The sequence below is a fragment of the Halorussus caseinilyticus genome, assembly GCF_029338395.1.
GTDB lineage: Archaea > Halobacteriota > Halobacteria > Halobacteriales > Haladaptataceae > Halorussus > Halorussus caseinilyticus.
The window spans coordinates 3,153,325-3,170,706 of sequence record NZ_CP119809.1 but is presented as its reverse complement, the minus strand read 5'-3'; the positions used below and the strand labels follow the sequence as shown (position 1 = coordinate 3,170,706).

At 62.6% G+C, this 17,382-nt stretch carries 13 protein-coding genes; 7 read left to right on the top strand and 6 right to left on the bottom strand.

The window, feature by feature from the left end:
• Window positions 1-781: 781 nt before the first annotated feature.
• Window positions 782-2,023, bottom strand: a complete 1,242-nt coding sequence (gene prf1, locus P2T60_RS16000) for a peptide chain release factor aRF-1 (RefSeq protein WP_276280236.1) — start codon at window positions 2,021-2,023, stop codon at window positions 782-784.
• A gap of 219 nt (window positions 2,024-2,242) precedes the next feature.
• Here prf1 and minD point away from each other — a divergent pair, with 219 nt between their 5' ends.
• Both minD and P2T60_RS15990 read left to right on the top strand, forming a co-directional pair.
• Window positions 2,243-4,024 carry a cell division ATPase MinD gene (minD, locus tag P2T60_RS15995; RefSeq protein WP_276280235.1) on the top strand — a complete coding sequence of 594 codons (1,782 nt, stop codon included), beginning with the start codon at window positions 2,243-2,245 and terminating at the stop codon, window positions 4,022-4,024.
• 41 nt (window positions 4,025-4,065) lie between these two features.
• Window positions 4,066-4,200: a hypothetical protein gene (locus tag P2T60_RS15990; protein WP_276280234.1), complete on the top strand. Its 135-nt coding sequence runs from the start codon at window positions 4,066-4,068 to the stop codon at window positions 4,198-4,200.
• Here the strand turns inward: P2T60_RS15990 and argS are convergent, their stop codons facing one another.
• Window positions 4,201-5,976 (bottom strand): arginine--tRNA ligase, encoded by a 1,776-nt coding sequence (argS, locus tag P2T60_RS15985; RefSeq protein ID WP_276280233.1) that lies wholly within the window; start codon window positions 5,974-5,976, stop codon window positions 4,201-4,203.
• A 116-nt stretch (window positions 5,977-6,092) separates the two neighbouring features.
• The gene (locus P2T60_RS15980; RefSeq protein ID WP_276280232.1) at window positions 6,093-6,539 is read right to left on the bottom strand and encodes a helix-turn-helix domain-containing protein; all 447 of its coding nucleotides are present in this window, start codon (window positions 6,537-6,539) and stop codon (window positions 6,093-6,095) included.
• 115 nt (window positions 6,540-6,654) lie between these two features.
• Here P2T60_RS15980 and P2T60_RS15975 point away from each other — a divergent pair, with 115 nt between their 5' ends.
• Window positions 6,655-7,437 (top strand): DUF8170 family protein, encoded by a 783-nt coding sequence (locus P2T60_RS15975; protein WP_276280231.1) that lies wholly within the window; start codon window positions 6,655-6,657, stop codon window positions 7,435-7,437.
• Window positions 7,438-7,449: 12 nt separating this feature from the next.
• Here the strand turns inward: P2T60_RS15975 and P2T60_RS15970 are convergent, their stop codons facing one another.
• The 3 genes from P2T60_RS15970 to P2T60_RS15960 form a co-directional block, all read right to left on the bottom strand.
• Window positions 7,450-10,341, bottom strand: coding sequence for a transglutaminase-like domain-containing protein (locus tag P2T60_RS15970; RefSeq protein ID WP_276280230.1), 2,892 nt, complete (start codon window positions 10,339-10,341; stop codon window positions 7,450-7,452).
• Window positions 10,342-10,573: 232 nt separating this feature from the next.
• A complete protein-coding gene (locus P2T60_RS15965) occupies window positions 10,574-11,365 on the bottom strand; it encodes a hypothetical protein (RefSeq protein WP_276280229.1) in 792 nt (263 codons plus the stop codon).
• A gap of 140 nt (window positions 11,366-11,505) precedes the next feature.
• On the bottom strand, window positions 11,506-13,068 hold the full coding sequence (locus P2T60_RS15960; protein WP_276280228.1) for a Na+/H+ antiporter NhaC family protein: 1,563 nt from the start codon (window positions 13,066-13,068) through the stop codon (window positions 11,506-11,508).
• 254 nt (window positions 13,069-13,322) lie between these two features.
• On the opposite strand from P2T60_RS15960, the gene twy1 reads away from it, so the two are divergent.
• From twy1 to P2T60_RS15940, 4 genes are all read left to right on the top strand, one after another.
• The gene (gene twy1, locus P2T60_RS15955; RefSeq protein ID WP_276280227.1) at window positions 13,323-14,300 is read left to right on the top strand and encodes a 4-demethylwyosine synthase TYW1; all 978 of its coding nucleotides are present in this window, start codon (window positions 13,323-13,325) and stop codon (window positions 14,298-14,300) included.
• Window positions 14,301-14,526: 226 nt separating this feature from the next.
• Window positions 14,527-15,282 (top strand): helix-turn-helix transcriptional regulator, encoded by a 756-nt coding sequence (locus P2T60_RS15950; RefSeq protein ID WP_276280226.1) that lies wholly within the window; start codon window positions 14,527-14,529, stop codon window positions 15,280-15,282.
• Window positions 15,283-15,403: 121 nt separating this feature from the next.
• Window positions 15,404-16,273: a hypothetical protein gene (locus P2T60_RS15945; RefSeq protein ID WP_276280225.1), complete on the top strand. Its 870-nt coding sequence runs from the start codon at window positions 15,404-15,406 to the stop codon at window positions 16,271-16,273.
• 131 nt (window positions 16,274-16,404) lie between these two features.
• Window positions 16,405-17,259 carry a hypothetical protein gene (locus tag P2T60_RS15940; protein WP_276280224.1) on the top strand — a complete coding sequence of 285 codons (855 nt, stop codon included), beginning with the start codon at window positions 16,405-16,407 and terminating at the stop codon, window positions 17,257-17,259.
• Window positions 17,260-17,382: the final 123 nt, after the last annotated feature.

Genomic DNA, 17,382 nt, shown 5'->3' with positions numbered 1-17,382 from the left:
TGCGAGCGAACGGAGTGAGCGAGCAGATTTTTGGTCCAGCTTTTGCCAGCGAGGGAGCGAACGGAGTGAGCGACCGAGCGCGGGAAAAGGTGGTCGAGCGGACGTAGCGCAGAAGGGTATCGAGTCCTAAAGCCACCTACGCTAACGTTTTAGCCATGTATTTCTTTTATTCACATATATTTTTGTTTTCTTTGGACAGGTATAGCGTGTCTACGAGCCGAATAAGGACGAAAAAGTAACGAGAAGAAAAGAACGGAGTAAAGTGAGTCGATATAGTCGATATAGTTTCTGGAGGTTGGTGGTCCATTGGCATCGGCTCACCGGAAGAACCTCCAGCGATACGGTAGTGAGAAAATGCCATCCAAACACGACCGAACCAACTCCGAGTCGAAGCCGACTACTAAAACAAGTCGGTATCTGCGAACTATAAACCTCGTAGTTCGGTTCGTAACAAACGTGGTCAAGCTTCTGGTCATGCTAGCCTCGTTGCTGGCTAACTGACCCGGCTTGTAACACGAGCAACTACCGGAGAGGACTAATACTCCTCTATGAAGGTTTGCGTCGTGGGATACACTTCGTCAATTCGAGGACGGTAATGAGAAAATGCCATCCACCACGGAGAGCGGCGTGAGTCAATCCGATTTCCTCGGACGAAGCCATACGGACTGTTCAGAGGCTTTTCTCCTATGGGTGGACCGTTGGCACCATTATCGACTATATCGCCGAGATAAGTAAAACTATCGGTCAGCGAACCGGACGACACGGAAACGAAAGAGAGACTCTACACGCCCGTCGAGTACCGCAGAATCCCGGCGACGCCGCCGAACGCGGACTTCAACTGCTCGCCCTTCTCGAAGTCGGTGGAGATGAACTTCGTCTCGGTGCCGCGCTGTTCGGCGATGTTCATCAGGAACTCGATGGCGTCCTCGCGCTTCTGCATCTCGGCCTCTGCGCCGTCCTCGCAGGTGTGGTCCGGGGTGTTCGCTCGCTGGTCGATGAACTCGTACTCCTCTTTGTCGCCGCACTCGTAGACCACCACGTCCTTGCGGAGGTCCTCCGACAGGAGGAGACGGTCAACCGACCCCATCATGAGGTTCTGGCGGGTGGGTTCGAAGCCGTAAGTGGCCTTGTTACCGTCGTGGAGTTGCTCGAAGAACTCCTCCATCTCCTTCTTGTCCTTCATCACCTCGGCGTCGGCAAGCGCGTCCTCGGCGCTGTCCACGAGGTCGTAGAGACCCGACTCGTCGGTGTAGGCAACGTCGAACTTGCCGAGGACCTGCTGTTGAATCTCGTGGTGGAGGTAGTCGCCGTCGAGGAACTCGTCTTTCGTCGGCGAGGGACCACCGACGAGAACGCCGTCCAAGTCACCACGTTCGGGGACGAACAGGTCGTTCGCCATCTCCGCGACTTCCTGATAGAAGTTGTCGATGGCTTCGAGGCGGAGGCGGGCGAAACGCTGGGCGGACTGACCACCTTTGCGCTGTTTGCCCGGCACCAGCGACGACGCGGACTTGACGGGTTCGATGCGTTTGCCCTTCAGCCACCCGACGTTGGCCTCGCGCCGGTCTAAGACGATGAGACCGTAGAGACCCTTGTCGGCCAGCATGTGTTCGAGCGGTTCGGTGAGGAACGCCGAGTCACAGTGGTAGCGGAACGACTGGACGGGTTCGGGCGGGTTCTCCAGAACCTTCGTCACCATGTCGGTCTGGCCGCCGCCGGTGTCGATTGCGCCGCTGAAGAGGACGACGCCGTTGTCCGGCGGGTAGGTGTCGAAGTAGCGCAGGCGGTCCTTGATGGACGTGAGCGCGTCTTGGACGTTCGTCCGGGTCTGTTTGGACTTGATGTTGCTCGCTTCGCTGTGTTCTTGGGTGACGTGGGCAACCACGTCGCTGATTTGCTTGTCCGGCGGAATGTAGATGGTAACGAGCTGAGTCCCGGAACCTTCGTAGTCCCGCAGGTCTTCGATGACCTTCTGGAACTCGTACTTCTTCCGGTCGGACTGCTCGCCTTCCTGCTCGCTCATTAGTTCCTTCTAGACCCGCCAGAGGGTAAGTAATCTTTGACCTCGGCGTTGCTAGCCGAGACCCACCGGGGCCAGTCGCCGAGTCGAACGTCTCTCCATCCTCGTCTTGCGTCGGAGACGGTCGATTTCGTCGGCCACCCGTCGATTGGGGCGGGAAGTGTCGCTTCTAACGGACTAATTTTATATGCGTGTCATGGTTCGGTTGGGACAACGAGTATCATGTCCGACACGGTATACGCGATAGCGAGCGGCAAAGGAGGTGTCGGGAAGACGACGACTGCCATCAACCTCGGAGCGATGCTGGCCGACCGGGGTCACTCGGTCGTCGTCGTGGACACCGACCTCGGGATGGCGAACCTCGCGGACTTCCTCGATTTCGAAATCGAGACGCCGACCCTCCACGAGGTGCTGGCGGGCGAAGCCGAGTTCGACGACGCCATCTACCGAGCGCCGGGCGACATCGACGTTCTGCCGAGCGCCACCGACATCGAGGCGTTCGTCAAGTCCGACCCCGCGAACCTGCAAACGGTCGTCGAGGACCTCCGCGAGGAGTACGATTACGTCCTGTTGGACACCGGCGCGGGCGTCAGTTACGACACGCTGGTTCCGCTGGCGCTCGCGGACGGCGTTCTACTGGTCGCCACGCCCGACGTTGCCTCGGTCCGGGACACCGCCAAGACCGGCGAACTCGCCGAGCGCGTCGAAAGCGAGGTCACGGGCGCGGTTCTGACCCAGCGCAGTAGCGACATTCTCAACGCCGACGACGTGGAGGCGACCCTCGGCACCGACGTACTCGCGGTCATCCCGCAGGACGAGGCGGTCCCGATGGGCATCGACGCCGGGAGACCCCTCGCGTCGTTCGCGCCGAACGCGCCCGCAGGCCGGGCCTACCGGGACCTCGCCGCGGTGCTGACCGGCGAAGCCGACCCCGACCCCGAACTCGAAGCGGTCGCCGACGCCGAGACCGAAGCCCCAGACCCGAGGGCAGTCGAGACCGAGACACCCGACACCGAGACTCCCCGCGACGAGACGCCCGACGCCGAGACACTCGAGACCGAAAGGCCCGACGCCAACGCATCCGACGCCGAGGCGAGCGAGTCGGAAGCATCCGACGGGGCGGCAGTCGAAGACGAAACCCCTGCCGGGGCCGACGACGAAGCGAACGACGGGGAGATTCCCGGCACCGGGATGCCCGATTCGGAAGGCACCGACGACCCGCTCAGCGCGGACGCGGCCCAGAACGTCCGTGACGCAATCAGCGGCGACTCCGACGGGGAGACCGACGCCCTCTTCGGCGGCGGGAACGCCGCGGAGTCGTCCGAGTCCGGCGCGGACTCGGACGACTCCGCGGCGAGTCCGTCGGACACGTCGAGGTCGAGCGAATCGGCCGACGGGACGGCGGACGACTCGGCCGCGACGAGTAAACTGGGAGGTTCGAGCGAGGCCCGGAGCGTGGACGACCTCATCAACGAACACATCAGCGACGAGCGTCTCGGCGAGACGGGCGGGTCGGCCGACGACGGCGACGACGACCCGCTAGCCCAGATGGGCGGGACCGACGATTCGACCGACGACCTCTTCGCCGACAGAGAGGACGACCCGCTGGCCGCGGGTTCGTTCGACGCGGACGACCGAGCGACGGACGACAGCGCCACGAGCGACCGTACCCCGGACGACAACGCCGCCAGCGACCACACCGCGGACGGGTCGGAGCGGAACGAAGCGAGCGACGACGAAGACGGCGGCGTGAGCGGCGTCCCGTTCGAGGACGACGGCCACTCGTTCGGCAACTCCGGGCCGGACGCCTCGCACGACGAGAACCAGACTGGACCCCACGACCCCGACTCGGACGAATCAGACGCGAGCGACCCGAATGTCAGCGACTCGCCGGACGAATCCGGCGAGTCCGACCGGTCCCTTTCGGAGTCCGATAGTTCGGCGGACGACGAGTCGGACGAAGAGGGCGGCGTTCTGGGTCGTCTCGGCTCGATATTCAAGTAATATCGCCAACTTCTAAAGAGTTCAGTGTTGCATCTATCGCCATGGCAGACGATAGTTCGGTTTCGCTCTGGTGGGTGCTGTTGTTCGTGTTGCTGACGCTCGCCGTCGCCGCGGGTGCGATTCTGTTCATCGGCGGGAATCTCGTCGTCCCGCCGGGATTCGTGCTTCCGGTGTGATTACATCGACCGCGGCGCGGCCACGCCCAGCACTTGGAGGGCGTTACCGACCGCGTGTTTCGACGCCGCGACCAGCGCGAGTCGGGCGTCCCGCAGGTCGTCGTCCACGTCGTCGCCGAGGACGGGACACTCCCGGTAGAAGGTGTTGAACGTCTCGGCGATGTCGCGGGTGTAGGTCGCCACGACGTGGGGTTCGAGGTCCTCGGCGGCCTCCTCGATGACGGCGGGGAAGCGCGCGACGACTTCCAGCAGTTCCCGCTCGGCCTCGGTTTCGAGTAGAGAGGCGTCGAAGTCCGACGCCACCGAGTCGGTGCTGGCCGAGTCGATTCCGGCCTCTTCGAGAATCCCGCAACAGCGAGCGTGGACGTACTGGACGTAGGGCGCGCTCTGGGCCTCGAAGTCGAGCGCGCGGTCCCACTCGAAGGTGATGGCCTTCGTCGGTTGCTTCGACACGATGTCGTAGCGGACCGCGCCGATGCCGACCTGTTCGGCGATGCGCGCTACGTCTTCCTCGGTCAGGTCGTCGTCGCGGATGCGGTCGTCCAGTCGGGTCTCGACCTCCTCGCGGGCGCGGTCGATGGCCTCGTCCAGCAGGTCGTCCAAGTCGATGCCCGTGCCCGCGCGCGTGGACATCTTCCCCTCAGGGAGGTTGACGTAGGAGTAGATGACCTGTCGGAGTTGGTCGGTATCGTTACCGAGCAAGTCGAGCGTGGCGTTCATCTGCCGGGCCTGTAGCTTGTGGTCCTCGCCGAGAACCGTGACGGCCCGGTCGTAGTTGTCGAACTTCCACTCGTGGTGGGCGAGGTCCCGAGTCGCGTAGAGGGTCGTCCCGTCAGAGCGCAGGAACACGAAGTTCTTCTCGATGTCGAACTCCTCCAAGTCGAGTTGCCACGCCTCCTCCTCGTAGACCGCCTCGTCCAGTTCTTTCAGCCGAGTTACCACGTCGTCGGCCGACCCGTCGCGGAGAAAGCGGGTCTCCTTGACGAACTCGTCGAACTCGGCGGGCAGGCGGTCGAGACTCTCGCGCATCCCGCCGAGGACGGTATCGACCACTTCTTGGACGCGCTCGTAGGTCTCCTCGCCGCCCTCTTCGAGACCCTGCATGATAGCCTGAATCTCGGTCTCGGCCTCCTCTACCTCCTCGGGGTCGCCGTTTTCGAGGAAGTCGTTGCCCTTCCGGTAGTAGCGCACGAGGTCGTAGTCGGCCTTGTCGCGTTCGGGGTCCGAATCGAGGTCCGCCTCCTCGAAGGTCTCGTAGGCCCACGTGAAGACGGCCATCTGGCGGCCCGCGTCGTTGACGTAGTAGTGGCGGTCAACGTCGTGGCCAGCGAACGAGAGGACTCGCGCCACGGCGTCGCCAACGATGGGGTTGCGCGCCCGCCCGACGTGGACCGGGCCGGTCGGGTTCGCGGAGGTGTGTTCGACCACGACTTCCTCGCCGGTGGGTTCGAGATGGCCGAAGTCCGCGCGTTGGGCCTCCTCGACGGTTCCCTCGTAGTAGGCGTCGCTCGGCACGAAGTTGACGTAGGGTCCCTGCGCGGTGGCGGCGGCGATGAGGTCGTAGTCGTCGGCGTCGATTTCGCCCGCAATCTGCCCGGCGACCTGTGGCGGGGGTGCGCCGACCTCGCCAGCGAGTCGGAACGCCGCGCTGGAGGCGAGTACGGCGTTTACCCCCTCGGGAGGGTCCTCGACACCGAGGTCGTCGGTCGGGAGGTCGAGCGCTTCGAGTGCGGAGACGAGCGCGTCCTCCACGTCGTCCCGGAACTGGAGATACATGTTACCCGTTGGTTTTCGACCGGCGGGTAAATGGGTTTCTGAAGCGTGTTACTCGTTCCGAGCGAGAGAAGCAACGAGTCCGCACGAATCGGTCACACCTTCCGGTAGCCACTCCTCTATTCGGTGCTCAGTGCCTCTCTGACCGGGCGAGGGAGGTCCGGGCGCGGTGCGTTCTGATGGCGCTCGACTTTCTCGGACTTCCGAGTGTTTTCGTACAGCGCTCGCGCGGCGGGAACTCCTCTGAGATAGTTGTACTCGTAAAGAACCTCCACGCCGTACTCCGTCGGTCCGTAGAACTTCGACGGGTAATCCCGTTTATCCTCGCTCGGTTCGTGACGGTACAGGTCGAGAATTCCGGCCTGAACGAGGTTGTCGAGTTGGTCGCTAATCGCCGCCTTGCTCTTTGGAATCATGTAACTCAGTTCGGCGAGCGACGTGAGATGTTTCGGATGGCCGAGGACGTACTGAACGATGAGATGGCGCGTCTCCTGCGAGAGGAGTTCGAAGATTCGCCGTTGCTCCTCGAACGGCCCGGACGTACCGGCCAGCGCGCTGTCGCTCATACAACGACCTTCGAAGGTGCGACGAATAATACTTCGGGTCAACCAATCTGGTTTTCGAGAGAATAGCCGGATTAGTTGGGAAGACATAAGCGAGTCGAGTAGGTAATCGTGACTAATGGCGGACCCAGCGATACCACCGAACGCGGACGAAATCGAGGCGGCCGTAAACGAAGCCCTCCACGGTCTCGAATTGGAACCGCACGAAACCGCCTCGATTCTCGGGTTCGCAAACGAAGAACTACCACACCTCCAGACGCCCGAGACCACCTACTACGTCCTCGGAAGCTATCGAGACCCCTACGTTCGCCGCTTGCGTCGAGTAGAGAACGAACTGAACAAGCGACTGAGCGCCTACGCCTTCGTCATGGGCGACCTTCGGGAAATCGGTCTCGACAGACTCCCGGAGTTCCGAATCCGGTTCCAGCTCTTGGCGGCGTACGCCGACTACATCGTCGGCGTGTACGAACAGGACGCTGGCGGCGAAGTGACCGAATTGGGAAAAATCAGTGAGACGCCGTACTTCGAGAAGTCGTACGTCCTCCCTCGGGATTACTGCTGGATGACCGGCGAAAACTTCGACGGGAAGGCGGATGTCGTCGCGGCCGCGATGGAGATTTGGCACAGCGAGGACCTGACCGACGAGCAGACGGCGGACGAACTCGAATCGCTGGTCGCAGAGGCCCAAGAGAGCGGAATCGGCGTTTCGAAGGGAGAACTCACCGACGCGGTAGCAGAGCGCGAACACGACAACACCGCGTCGTACAGTTGGGTTCACCTCAACGAGTTCCGACTCTTCGAGTTACACGGTCGGTGTCGGCCGTGGGTCGAAGAGTCCGAACTCCGCGATTCGGTGGATTTCGTGCCGACGCCCGGCCGACATCCCGATTGGGAAGAGTAGGTCGAGTCTATCTCATTTCCCTCCCTTTCCGCCGCGACCGCCCTTCCCGCGACCCTTCCCGCCACCCACGACGCGAACCGAATCGCTCCCCTCGAAGGTCACGTCGCCGACTTCGCCCGAGACGGTGATTTCGGCTTTCCCGCCCGAGTCGAGGGTCGCGGCGACCGCACTCCGCGGGAACTTCACCGCGAGTTCGGGGAAGCCGTCGCCGTCGCGGTCCTCGATTGGCGGGTTCTTCACGAACCCGTACTTCCGGTCGGTGACTGCCGGGACGCCGTTCATCGTCACGGTGTCGAGTGCGATGTCGGAGACTTCGACGCCGAGACTGTTGTCGCCGAGTTCGACGTAGGCAGTGACCCACTTCCCCTTCGCTCTCGGGTTGATGGCGTCGGGGTCGATGTCGATGGAGGCGGGAATCTTCCGGATGGTGAACCCATCGGAACTGCCGCCGTCGCCGCTTCCGCCCGAGGAGCGTTCGAGTTCGAGTTGTTGGCTCTCGCCCTCGGTGACTTCCAGCGTAAGTTCGGTCTCGGTCTCGACTTCCAACTCGCCGTCGTCGCTCTCGGAGACCTGCGCGAGGACGGTGGTGTACTCGCCGTCGTCGGTACCCTCGTAGTCGAGGGTGAGCGACCCCGACTCGGCCCCGTCGGGGACGAAGAGGCTCTCGCGGAGGTCGTAGACGCTCTCGGGGTCGGCGGCGTCGGTGAACCCGGTCGAACCCTTCGGGACGTGGACCGACCCCGGAATGTCGGTCTCGGGGTCGGTCTCGCTCACCTCGGTTCCGGGTCCGTCCGAGAGGGTGGCGTCGATGCCTCGGCCGTCGGCGTCGGTGGCGTCCATCTCGACCGGCGAGTAGTTGGCGACGAGGAGTCCGGACCGGCGCACCGAACTGTTGAAGTCCCACTGGGAGGGCGTCCGGGGGTCGCCCTCGTAGTCGATGCCGAAGTCGTGACCCCAGCGAGTCGTCCCGTCGGGCATCGTGGTCTCTTGGACCCGGTAGTTGGTCTCCCAGAGCTTGTACCCGGTGTAGCCGTCGAGGTAGCGACTGGGGTCGCGCGCGCCCTCCCCGAAAATGTAGAGGTCGTAGAAGTTCCACCGGCCCTCGTAGAACACCTGCGCGGCCGACTCCTGATACCACGAGGTGTAACTGTCGTAACCGTAGGCCCCGCCGGGCGCGGCGAGGGCGGCGGTCATCTCGCGGGTCGGCAGGCCGAGCGTCCGGGTGAACGACGAGAAGAGGTAGGTGTGTTCGATGCAGATGTGGCCGTTCTGGTAGGAGTAGACCGACAGCGGGAGGTACGACCGGTCGGGTCCGAGGAACTTCTTGTCTATCCAGCGCGCGAGGTTGATGTCGCGAGTGAACTCGTCGGGTTCGCCGTCGGGCGACAGCGACATCTTGACGAAGCGCCACGCCCGGTTCGCGGCGATTTCGGGGTCCTCGGGGAGCGGCAGGTCGCTGGCGCGACTGGTGTCGCCGCCGTTCGCGGCGGCGCGGAGCGCCCACTCCCGGACGAGGAGCGACTGGTGGTTGTGGTAGTAGTCGTCGCCGTCGAGGTAGAAGCGGTCCCGACCGCCGAGCGGAATCCCGGTCTGACGGCTGAAGTCGGGGTACTCGACGTAGTTCGGCCCTTCGAGGTTGTTGAGCGTGAGGTCGAACGTGTCGAGTTCGCTCCCCGAACTGTCGTAGGCCGTCACCGTGACCGAGAGGGGACCGTCGGTAGGGAGTCGGCCCGCGCCCTCGGGGTCGATGATGTCACCCCGAATCTTGTCGTGGTCTGGTCCGGCGATGTCGAGGCGGTTGGTGACCGTCTCGGCGTCGGGACTCACGGTCTTCGAGTCGTGGAGTAGGTCGGCGTAGGAACTCGAATTCCGGAATTCGAGGGTCACGTCGTCGCTGACACCGGAGATGGAGACGGAGAACTCGAGCGGGAGTTGGTCGAGGGGTCGAATCTGGAAGCGGTCCACGGTCGGGTCGCCGAGTTCGACGCCTTGGGTCGCGGTGCCGTTTCCGATGAGGTCCGCGAGGGCGCTCCGAGTCTCGGCCGCGCCGAACGTGAGGGTGTAACTGGTGGTGTCGCCGGGTGCGAGCGACCCGAGCGACCACTGGGCGGCGACCACCGCGTCGTCGCCACCGCTGTCGGGCGCGGCGGTGGCGTCGTTGAGCGACCCGTTCAGCACCGCGTCGTAGGCGAATGCCGGGCGCTGGAGCGGGTTGTAGTAGACGCTGACGTGGTGGTGGTCGGGGGCCGACTCGCCGGTGAATCCGGTGTAGAGGTCCAGACCGTCGCCGGTGTCCCGGACGTAGGGCATCTCGGCCGAGGAGTGGTAGCGCGCTTGGTCGGTCATCGAGTACGCCACGTCGTAGTCGCAGTACTGGTAGAGGCGGAGGTCCCCGACCGACGCCGACCCGACGTTGGTGACTTCGTAGGTGACGGTGAATTTGGTCTGGTCGGGCGCGAGGGTCACCTTCCGGACGACTTCGAGCGTGGTGGACCCGACGGCGTACCGGATGGTCGCCGAGTAGGTCGTGCCGGGGTCGCCGCCGGAGGGGAACGAGTCCACGACGGTCTTCGGATTGTACGACGGGACGACGCTCCCGGTCCCGTCCTGAAGCGCGAAGAACTCGTGGTAGAGCGTGCGCTTCTCGCCGACGAACCAGTCGCGGGTGCCGGTCTCGGTCTCGCCGAGTTCGATGCGGTAGGTGCCGTTGTCGATGCCGACGTTGGCGACCGAGAGACCCTCGTCCACGCCGGACCCCGGCGGGAGCGTCTTCCCGTCGCCGCGGGCGCTCGCCTCGCCGAGCGCCGCCGCGCCGGTAATCGCGCCGGTGCCCGCGTACTTCAGGAACCGACGCCGCCCCGAGTCGATTCCGGTGTCGTCCGATTCGTTCTCTTTTTCATTCATATTTTCATAGATATATTACAACGGGTTAACTGTTTGCCAGCGCGCGACCCGACCGGTTCGGCGTCGAACCCGGCGTGAAAGCCGAAACAGTCGGAACTCGTTCGTCGCCGTCGAGTCGCCGACTCGACGGCGACGAGACAGAAATAGATACGTCTTAGATAGGTATAGTTGTGTTAAAGAAAGGTTTTCGTTCGTTGGAGCGGTTCCGTTTTCGGAAGTCGGCGGCTAACTGCTACAGGTCGCAGTTGTAGTCGCCACAGCACGAGTAGTCGATAGTGTAGCAACCGTCGCAACTGGGGTCCGTGCAGGACGTGTGAATGCCGTACTTCACACAACCACAACTGTACGGACCACAGGTAGTGCTACACACTGTACGGTCGTACACCTCGCCACACGCATCACTACAGTTCTGAATCGTCATTCCGCCGTTCCCGTCCGCCGTGGCCGTGTAGTAGACATCCGTCTGCTTCGAGTCGGTTCCCGTGGAGTCGGTCAGCGTGACTTCGGGTTCGGGTTCCCGGAAAATCGCCTGACTCCGTTCCGCCGTCGGGTTGACGACGAGGAGGAACTCGCGCCCGTCGGCGAGTTGGCGTTTCACTTGGATTTTCACGCGTACTCCGTCCTCGGTAGCACTCGCGTCGATGATGACGCCTTCGTCGGCGTGAGTGTACGACTCGACGGAATGGTGTATCTTCTCTATCGGAAGTGCCGAAACCGCGGGTCGGTCGATGTGGCCCTCGCTGGCGACGTGACGGAGGAGGTCGGTGGCGTACGACTGGACGACACCACGAATCGCCTCGGTGGAGTTGTACTCCTTGGCCGCCGCCTTCGCCGCACGTTTCTCTTGGGGCGTCATCGCCGAGGTCCGAGTCGAGAATCCGAACGCGGCACCGACGCTACCGACGAAGGCACCGAGCGCGTTTCTGAGGAAGCCGCGGCGCTTCTGGCTTTCCGGCGAATCGCTAACGGACTGGAGGACAGTTCGTCGCTTTGGCTCGTCGCTCGTGGTCGAATCACGTCTCATAAGTATAAATTAGCTATAACTAACTTATTATATTTTATATTTACTCTCGGCACTGCTTCGCGACCGCATCACTCTATAGGTTGGCGAGTCGCCACTGTTTCCTCGACACTGGTAGCGTAAAACGGAAAACGGGACCGCCCTCAGTCCGCGTCCGACCCGAAGACCCGCGGCATCGTGACCGTGGTGTGTTCCGAGAGTACGTACGCGGCGACGGCGAGGACGACGACGCCCACCGCGAGGAGCGGAGGCGGCGAGACGCCGTATCCGCTGGCGAGGAACAGGCCCGTCGCCACCACTCCACAGAGCAGGGCGTACGGAATCTGGGTGTTCACGTGGTCCACGTGGTCCGCTCCGGCGAACATCGAGGACAGGACCGTCGTGTCGCTGATGGGCGAACAGTGGTCGCCGAACAGCGACCCGGTGAGAATCGCGCCGATAGCGCCCGGAAGCGGTGCCCCGAGGTTGAACGCGAGGGGCACCGCGACGGGGAACATGATGCCCATCGTCCCCCACGAGGTACCGATGCTGAACGAGATGATGGCCGCCGCGAGGAAGACGACGGCGGGCAGGAGTTCCGCGGTGATGACCCCCTCCGCGACGGAGACGACGTAGGGACCGACGCCCAACGCCTCGCTGACCGAGCCGATGGTCCACGCAAGCGAGAGGATGGCGACGGGGAACATCACCATCTTGAACCCCTCGAAGATGGAGTCGCTGATGGCTTCCAACTCGACGCGGGCGTGGCCGACGAGGATGGCGAGCAACAGACCGCAGGCCGAGAAGACGCCCCAGAGGATGGCGTCGGCAGTCGCCGCACCCTTCAGCGCCTCGACCGGTGCCTTGCTCGGCCACCCGCCGGAGGTGAGCAGTCCGAGACCCGTGACGGCCACGAGGACGACGATGGGTGCCGCGAAGTACCACCAGCGCGAGTCCACGTGGTCGGGGGTCACGATGTCCTCCTCGCGGGTCTCCAGCAGGGGGTCGGCGTCGTCGCGGAGGACCTTGCCCGTCTCCTTGGCGCGCTTCTCGGCGCGCTTCATCGGGCCGAAGTTCCACCCGGTAGTGACGGTGACGAAGACCAGCACCACCGCGAGCAGACTGTAGAACCGGAACGGGATGCTCTGGAGGAACACCACGAACGCGCTCTGGTCGATGCCGAGCGCGGTGAACTGCTCTTTGATGAGACCCACCTCGAACCCGACCCACGTCGAGACGACGGCGACGCTGACGACCGGAGATGTGGTGGAGTCTAGCAGGTACGCGAGTTTCTCCCGACTGATGTCGAACTGGTCGGTGATGGGTCGCATGACCGACCCCGTAATCATCGTACTCGCGTACGAGTCCACGAAGATGAGCATCCCGAGGACGCTCGTTCCGAGTTCGGCCTGCCGTCGCGTCCGAATCCGAGAGATGATTCGCTTGGCGAGGGCGTTCATGCCGCCCGAGAGGAATATCATCCCGAGCATCGCCCCGGAGAGGAACGTGAACAACAGGAGTTTGCTGTTGAACGATGCGGTGATGTTGTCGATGACCAACTGGAGGGAGTGTGCCGCCCCGACGACTGGGTTCCAGTCCATCAGGATGGTCGCCCCAATCCAGATGCCCGCGAACAGTGAGAGTAACACCTGCCTGCTCAGTAGCGTCAGCACGATTGCGAACAGTGCTGGAAGCAGACTGATGATACCGTACGTTTCGGATGCCATTACGCGATGGCATTCCTTAGCAAGGGTGTTAAAACTTGTTCAATTATCCCAGCTAAAGTTGGGTAGTTAGCTATAATTAGCTGAGATAGTGGAAGTTATTCTCGTTCGAGTTGTCTTTCTCGGAGAAGCGCGAGCAAAAGCGCCGGACCCCCGACGCAGTTACCCCGGTTCGAGGGGACTCCCCCAGTAGAGCAGTGTGAACTTCGGGGTGCGGAAGAAAGAATGTTTTAGCCTCGGACCCCATCCACCCTACAATGAGCGACTCGTCCGGCCCGAAACAGGTGGACTCACCCGACTACCACCACGAGAACCACACCGCCACCCAGACCTGCGGGTGGACGGCTAACGCCCTTCGAGGAGAAGGAAAATGTTACAAAAATATATTTTACGGCATCGAATCCCACCGATGCATCCAGATGACGCCCGTCGTCAAGTGCAACGAGCGCTGTGTCTTCTGCTGGCGTGACCACGCCGGACACGCATACGAACTCGGCGACGTGGAGTGGGACGACCCCGAGGCCGTCGTGGACGCGAGCATCGAACTCCAGAAGAAGCTCCTGTCGGGGTTCGGCGGGAACGACGAGGTGCCCCGCGAGGTGTTCGAGGAGTCGATGGAACCGCGCCACGTCGCCATCAGTCTCGACGGCGAACCGACGCTCTACCCCTATCTGCCGGAACTCATCGACGCCTTCCACGACCGGGACATCACGACGTTCCTCGTGAGCAACGGAACCCGACCCGACGTACTCCGCGAGTGCGACCCGACCCAACTCTACGTCAGCGTGGACGCCGCCGAGCGCCACACCTTCGACGAGGTGGTGAAGGCGATGGAAGACGACGCGTGGGAGAATCTGGTCGAGACGATGGACGTACTCGCCCAGAAGGACGAGACCCGGACCGTGGTTCGGACCACGCTGGTCGGCGGCGAGAACGTCCACCACCCCGACTGGTACGCGGGGTTCTACCGGCGGGCGGACCCCGACTTCGTGGAACTCAAGTCCTACATGCACGTCGGCGAATCGAGGGACAGGGTTGCGCGTTCCTCAATGCTGGACCACGACGAGGTGATGGCGTTCGCCGAGGACGTGCAAGAACACATGCCCGACCACGAGTACCTGAAGGAGGTTCCCGTCTCGCGGGTCGCGCTCCTGTCGAAGACCGACGACACGTGGGTCCCGAAACTGAAGAAGGACAGCGAGTTTTGGGCGCGCGACCCCGTGACCGGGGACTGAGTGGGTCTCGGAGCTATCGGTGGGACGCGAGAGAGCGAAATCCGAAGGACCGAGCTATCCGTCTAACTGTCTGCCGCCGAGTAAATTTCCCTCTAGCAATATAATATATTAAATAATAATAGCGAAATTGATTTGTGTATAGGTATTCATTTTTTACGACGGAAACATGGGCGGACTAGACACGACCCGAAAAACGTCTGTTAGTCCCGAGGGTCTCCGGGAAGCCGTGGCGAAGCGACACGACGTTCTCGCGGTGCTTCTCGAAGAACCGATGACGAAACCGGAGTTAGTTGACCGACTCACTGCCTCGCGTTCGACCATCGACCGTGCGATACGGGAGCTGGAAGAGGTCGAGACCGTCGAGCGAATCGGTAGCACGTACCACCCCACGACGAGCGGGAAAATCGCGTTCTCCGAGTTTCAAAACTACGTCAAGACCACCGAGACGCTCACGGACGGTATCCCGCTCCTCGAAGTGTGGCCCGACGACTCCCCAATATCGCCCGCCGTCATCCGGGACGCCGAGGTTCACGTCGCGGACTCTCACACGCCGGAGAACGCCCTCACGCCGATTGTGAACGTCCTGAAGTCCGCCTCGAAAGTGCGAGTTCTGATGCCGGTGGTGTTGACCACGTATCTCGACATCCTCGAAACGTTCGTGGAGGAGAACTGCCTCGAAGTCGAACTCGTCGTGGAAGACGAGATTCTCGGGGCGTTCGACGACCCGTACTGGTCGGCGAATCGTGGTCTCGAAACCGCTAGCGAGGTCCGGGTTCACACCTCGGAGGCCGAACTGCCGTTCACCCTGTGGTTGATAGACACCGACGACGAGCGATACGCTGGCGTCACCGTTCACGAACGGGGGGGAATCCGCGGCGTCATCCTGAACGAATCGCCGGACGCCGTGGAGTGGGCGACCGACCACTACGAGACGTATCGAGACGAGGCGCGTCGGGACGAGACCCAGTGCGACGGTACGTGAACGCGTTCGAAGTGAGACGGGGGGTTCGGAACGTGAGCGATTTGCCGGAGGGTGGGGATTCGGCCGGGTATTGCGAATTTCACAGCAGAGAGCTTTAGTGATTTAGTTGGAATTCGAAGGTATGGTCCCTCGAGACGAGCGCAGTCGAAGTTCCTCCCAATCCTCCCACGAGTATCGCTCGACGCGACGAAACTACTTGCGGCGGGCCGCCCAACTCGGTGCGACTGGTTCGTTGGTCGCAACCGCAGGGTGTCTCGACGCCCTCGAATCGTCGTCGGTGGGTCACGCCACCACGCCGATTCAGGAAGGAACGTCCGGACTCGCCGCCGAGGAGTTCGACGAGTACGTCGGGCGGATGCAGGAACGCTACGGCGATAGCGGTCCGTACGGGACGGCAGGGCGAAAAATCGGCCAGACGCTCGACTTCCGACGGGCGTGGACGAAGCAACTCCACGTCACCGAGAACGGACAACCGTACGGCGGCGAGAAGGACAACCTCCTCGTGGCCGCGGACAACGCACTCGTCCTCTACGAGATTCCGGACAAAGTAGACGAGAACGGCAACCAACACTTCCTGATACTGCTCTGGAGCGCTGGCCGGGTCCCCGAGTGGAAGCGAGGCGGGAACGTACTCGACGGCACGCCGGTGTTCCGACGACTACAGACCGGGGTCGAACTCGACGTTCACACCGAGGACTTGCTCCTGTACTCGCCGAGCAGTCGCCACGACAGCAGTTCGGTTCCGTTCTCCTCGCCCTCGCCGAACACGCCCGAGTTCGAGTCGTCGTATCCGCTCCGCGGCGGGAGCGTCGAACCGGTCGCTTCGGAGACGCGCGTCGGCGAGGAAGGGCAGTACGCGATTCGGTGGTCGGGAGAGGTCAGTGAGACCCAAGCCGTCATCGGCGTCTGCGAGGCGCGGTGGCGTCCCGACGAGACGTTCAGTTTCGTCTGGGACGCGGAAATCGAGGGCGGCAAGTCTCGCCTGTCGTAGGTCTCGCGGTGCGGGGGATTAGCCGGAGGGTGGGAAATTTTTCGGAACCCGAGAACCGTTCATCCGCTGAGTAATTTCATCATGAAGTAGCATTAATAATATGGAGCATTCAGCGAATTAATGTGGAAAAGATGCCACGAGAAAATCAACAGTCGAACCAGAAGCGACGTACTTTCCTGAAACGTGCCGGTATCGCCTCCACCAGCCTCGCGCTGGGTTCGGGCGTCGCTAGCGCGCAGGGGAAGAAGAAAGGCAAGCCCGAGGAGACGGCCTCGGCGAGTTCGTCCATCAGCGTCGGTCCCGACACGCCGGGTCTCTCGAAGTCCGAACACGATGACTACGTGGCCCGCATGCGAGAGAAGTACGGCGACCAAGGCGTTTGGGGCAGTCAGGACGACGGCGACCTGTCCACGGAGGCCTCGACGCCCGGCCACATGGACAACCTGACCTACGTCAACGCGTGGACCGAACACCTCGAAGCCACCGACGACGGCGGCACGGTCATCGCCGAGTCCGACAATCAGGTCGCGCTCTACAAGTCCGACGTAAAGGACGAGTACGACCGCGAACACTACTTCTACTGGCACTGGACCTCGGGACAGTCCCGCGACTACTGGGACTTCACGGGGAACCTCTGGAACATGTGGAACCGCGTCAGTCTCGGTAGCGGCTACGACATGCTCGCCTACGACCCGGACCAAGACCTGACCCGAAACGGCAAGACCTACACCGTCGGTCTCTCGGCCGCCTACCGCGGCGTCGGCGTCAGCATCGAGGGCGACTTCACGCTCGGACAGGACAAAGTTCGACCCCACCCCGAGTACACCACGGTCGGTAGCGACGGCATGTACGCCGTCCAGTGGATTGGCGACTACGAGGGCACCCAAGCGTTCAACGGCACCTGCGAGGAGCGCCGCCCCGAGTACGCTGGCCGCGACTTCAGTTGGAAGGTCTACCTGAAGGCTGGCAAGTACGCGAAGGTCTGAGAACGGAACCGCCGTCTCGTCCCGAATCGAACCGTCATTTTTCGCGCGTCGAATCCGACGCCGGATAGCCGAGGCCGCGCGCACCGACCAGAGGCAAACAATTCTGTTACGAGTACCGAATCC